General features: G+C 71.6%; 4 protein-coding genes. 2 read left to right on the top strand and 2 right to left on the bottom strand.

Translation table 11 applies throughout. The features are described from left to right. Positions 1 to 140: 140 nt before the first annotated feature. Positions 141 to 611, bottom strand: coding sequence for a GNAT family N-acetyltransferase (locus tag E2651_RS41945; RefSeq protein ID WP_135336519.1), 471 nt, complete (start codon positions 609 to 611; stop codon positions 141 to 143). Between the two features lie 30 nt (positions 612 to 641). Beyond that, entirely contained in the window at positions 642 to 1,412 is a 771-nt protein-coding gene (locus tag E2651_RS41940) for an IclR family transcriptional regulator (protein WP_135336518.1), read from the bottom strand. Positions 1,413 to 1,549: 137 nt separating this feature from the next. Here E2651_RS41940 and E2651_RS41935 point away from each other — a divergent pair, with 137 nt between their 5' ends. After that, positions 1,550 to 3,079: an aldehyde dehydrogenase (NADP(+)) gene (locus tag E2651_RS41935; RefSeq protein ID WP_135336517.1), complete on the top strand. Its 1,530-nt coding sequence runs from the start codon at positions 1,550 to 1,552 to the stop codon at positions 3,077 to 3,079. A 4-nt stretch (positions 3,080 to 3,083) separates the two neighbouring features. After that, positions 3,084 to 3,692, top strand: coding sequence for a DUF1349 domain-containing protein (locus E2651_RS41930; RefSeq protein ID WP_135336516.1), 609 nt, complete (start codon positions 3,084 to 3,086; stop codon positions 3,690 to 3,692). Positions 3,693 to 3,799: the final 107 nt, after the last annotated feature.

The following is a 3,799-nucleotide window of genomic DNA, read 5'->3' as shown; positions in this document are numbered from 1 at the left end:
GGGGAGGGGGGTTTCCTTCCCCAACCCCGCCCCTTCCCGAATCCTTTCCGGCTGCGCCGGCTGCGTGGTGGCCGTTGATCACCGGCTCCGCCGAGTTCGTCCTCAAACGCCGGACGGGCTGAACAATTGCCGCCACGCTCCTACCTCAGCACCAGCACCGCCTCATCAATCTCCTCCCCCCGCGCATGCGCGAAGCCCCGCTCGGCGGACGTCACGCGGAAGCCGCACTTCTCAAGGACCCGCAGGGACCCGGCGTTGTCCGCCGCCGCACGGGCGTAAAGGGGGCGCTCCGGAACCTCCGCCAGTAGCCCCAGCAGCGCGGCAGTCGCAAGGCCACGCCCCCAGTAGGCGCGGTCGATCCAGTACGTGACCTCCCGTTCGCCCGGCTCCCCGTACACCGATACGTGCCCCAGGACGTCCCCGTCCGCGAGGACCGTCCGTACGACGACGTCGGGCGACGTCCGCAGCCCGTTCCAGTGGGCCGTGAAGAGATCCCGGTCCGCCGCCTTCGGCGAGGTGAACGCGGCGACGCGGTTCGACTCGGGATCGTTCATCTGCCGGTAGAAGACCGGGAGATCACTGTCGTGGACGGGACGGAGGCTGACCTCCATGCTCATCGAGCTCACCATGCGCACCATGTCTCAGAGCCTACGAGTCGCCAGTGTCAGCCGGTCCCGCGCGTCGAACAACGCGTCCTTCACCATCTGTTCGTGCGCCGGCGTCAGCCGCGCCACCGGCACGGAGCAGCTGATCGCGTCCCGCGCGGGAGTGCGGTAGGGGATGGCCACGCCGAAGCAGCGAAGCCCCAGCGTGTTCTCCTCGCGGTCCACCGCGAAGCCCTGCTCGCGCACCGTACGCAGCTCCTCGATCAGCTTCTCGCGGTCGGTGATCGTGTGCTCGGTCAGCGCCGGCAGCGTCTCCGGGAGCATCTTGCGGACCTGCTCGTCGGTGTGCGTGGCGAGCAGCGCCTTGCCCAGGGACGTGGAGTGGGCGGGGAGGCGGCGGCCGACGCGGGTGAAGGGGCGGAGGTAGTGCTGCGACTGGCGCGTGGCCAGGTAGACGACGTTCGTGCCGTCCAGGCGCGCCAGGTGGATCGTCTCCGTGGTGTCGTCCGAGAGGCGGTCGAGGGTGGGGCGGGCGGCCGCCACCACCTCGTCGCCGTCGATGTACGAGGTGCCCACAAGGAGGGCCCGGACCCCGATGCCGTACCGCGTGCCCGTCGCGTCCGTCTCCACCCAGCCGAGATCGACCAGCGTACGAAGGAGCATGTAGAGGCTGGACTTGGGGTACCCGACGGCTTCCTGGACGGCGGCCAGGGAGTGCATTCCGGGGCGGCCCGCGAAATACTCGAGCAACTCCACCGTCCGCACCGCGGACTTGACCTGTGCCCCGCCAGTCTCGCCAGCCGACATCGCCCTTGACCCCTTAGTTCGACGAGAAATAGTCTCCGAAGTCTCCGCTCATTCATCATGGGAGACGCTGTTCAGCATATCGAACAGTGCAGATGAGTGGCAGCACATCTGTGGCATCACATCTTGAGGAGCCCGCGGTGGCAGCAGCACCAGTCTGGAGTGTCGACCCCCGAACCGGGAAGCAGCGCGAACAGGTTGCGGTGGAAGCCACAGCCCAGGAGGTGGACCAGGCGGTGCGTGCCGCGCTGGCCGCCAAGGACGCGCTCGCCGACCGGGCCGTACGCGCGGCGTTCCTGCGGACCGCGGCCGAGTTGCTGCACGGGGCGAAGGACCAGCTCGTGGAGGCCGCGGACGCGGAGACCGCGCTCGGTCCCGTCCGGCTGACCGGCGAACTCACCCGCACCTGCTTCCAGTTGCGGGCCTTCGCGGACGTCGTCGACGAGGGCGCCTTCCTGGGCGTCGTCATCGACCACCCCGACGCCGGCGCGACCCCGCCCATCCCGGACCTGCGCCGCTACAAGATCCCGCTGGGCGTCGTGGCCGTCTACTCCGCGTCCAACTTCCCCTTCGCCTTCTCCGTGCCCGGCGGCGACACCGCGAGCGCGCTCGCCGCGGGCTGCCCCGTGGTCGTCAAGGCGCACCCGGACCATCCGGCCACGTCCGAGCTGGTCGCGGCGCTGCTGCGGCGGGCGGCGGAACGGCACGGGATCCCGGACGGCGTCCTCGGGCTCGTGCACGGTTTCGATGCGGGGGTGGAGCTGGTCCGGCACCCGCTCGTCTCGGGCGCCGGGTTCACCGGCTCGATCCGTGGCGGCCGCGCCCTCTTCGACGCGGCGGCGGGCCGTCCCGTACCGATCCCCTTCCACGGCGAACTCGGCTCCCTCAACCCGGTCGTGGTGACCGAGGCGGCGGCCGCCGAGCGCGCCGAGGAGATCGGTACCGGGCTCGCGGGGTCGATGACGCTGGGCGTCGGCCAGTTCTGCGTCAAGCCGGGCCTGGTCTTCGCCCCGTCGGGCGCGGGCGGCGACCGGTTCATCAAGTCCCTCACGGAGGCGGTCAGCGACACCGAGGCCGGGGTGCTCCTCGACCACCGGATGCGGGACAACTTCGTGGCGGGGGTGCGGGAGCGCGGCGGGCTGCCGGACGTGGACGCGCCGGTGACGCCGGGCGCGGGCAGCGAGCACACGGTGAGCGCGGGGTTCCTGACGGTTCCGGCGGCGCGGCTGGCGGCCGAGGGCGAGCACGATCTGCTCCTGGAGGAGTGCTTCGGCCCGGTGACGGTCGTCGCCCGCTACGAGGACGACGCGGAGATCACCGCGGTTCTGTCCCGGCTGCCCGGCAACCTCACGGCGACCGTGCAGCTCTCCGCGCGGGAGGCGGCCGGTGAAGGGCGCGGGGCTGCGCTGCTCGCCGAACTCACGCCGCTGGCCGGGCGCGTGCTGGTCGACGGCTGGCCGACCGGGGTCGCCGTGGCGCCCGCTCAGCATCACGGCGGACCGTACCCGGCGACGACGTCCACCTCGACGTCCGTGGGCGGTACGGCGATCGAGCGCTGGCTGCGCCCCGTCGCGTACCAGAACACCCCCCAGGCGCTGCTGCCCCCCGAGCTCCTCGACGCCAACCCGCTGGGGCTGCCTCGGCGCTTCAACGGCGGCCTGGAACACTGACACCATGGACGTCACCATCCCCCAACTGCCCTTCTCGCTGCGCACGTACGGCCCCGACGGGCACTGGTCGTACGAGGACGGAGTCCTCACCGGCTGGGCCGGCGCCCGGCAGGACCGCTTCGTGCCACCGACGGGCGAGGCGCTCGACCCCGCGTCGGACGCGCCCCGCCTGCTCGGCGCCCCCGAGGGCGACTTCCAGCTGATCGCCAAGGTCACCGTCGGGTTCGCGGCGGCGTTCGACGCGGGTGTGCTGTACGTGCATGTCGGCGACCGGGAGTGGGCGAAGCTCTGCCTGGAGCGCTCGCCGGACGAGGCGACGGTGTGCACGGTCGTCACCCGTGGCCGCTCCGACGACGCCAACGCGTTCGTGGTGGACGGCAGCAGCGTATGGCTCCGCGTCAGCCGCACGGGCTCCGCGTTCGCGTTCCACGCCTCGCTGGACGGGGAGCGCTGGACGTTCGTCCGCATCTTCTCGCTGGGCGACGAGAAGGCGGCGGGAGCGGCACTGGTGGGCTTCATGGCGCAGTCCCCGGTGGGGGAGGGCTGCGTCGTGTCGTTCGAGTCCCTCGAGTTCCGGCCGAATTGGCCGGAGGGGCTCAGGGACGGTTCTTAGTCACCCCGTTCCACCCCGCCGCTTCGCGGAGCCGGTGATCCGCCCAGCCACGAGCCCGGCGCAGCCGGAAAGGATTCGGGTAGGGGTGGGGGTGGGGAAGGAAACCC

Origin of the sequence: Streptomyces sp. MZ04 (assembly GCF_004684775.1) — a bacterium.
Lineage (GTDB): Bacteria > Actinomycetota > Actinomycetes > Streptomycetales > Streptomycetaceae > Streptomyces.
Note: the sequence above shows the minus strand (reverse complement) of the source record. Positions and strands in the feature narration are given on the sequence as shown.

What these genes read in the sequence shown, in the direction of transcription:
- E2651_RS41945 (WP_135336519.1), bottom strand. Translation starts at nt 611, where the DNA reads ATGGAGGTCAGCCTCCGTCCCGTCCACGACAGTGATCTCCCGGTCTTC.
- E2651_RS41930 (WP_135336516.1), top strand. Translation starts at nt 3,084, where the DNA reads ATGGACGTCACCATCCCCCAACTGCCCTTCTCGCTGCGCACGTACGGC.
- E2651_RS41940 (WP_135336518.1), bottom strand. Translation starts at nt 1,412, where the DNA reads ATGTCGGCTGGCGAGACTGGCGGGGCACAGGTCAAGTCCGCGGTGCGG.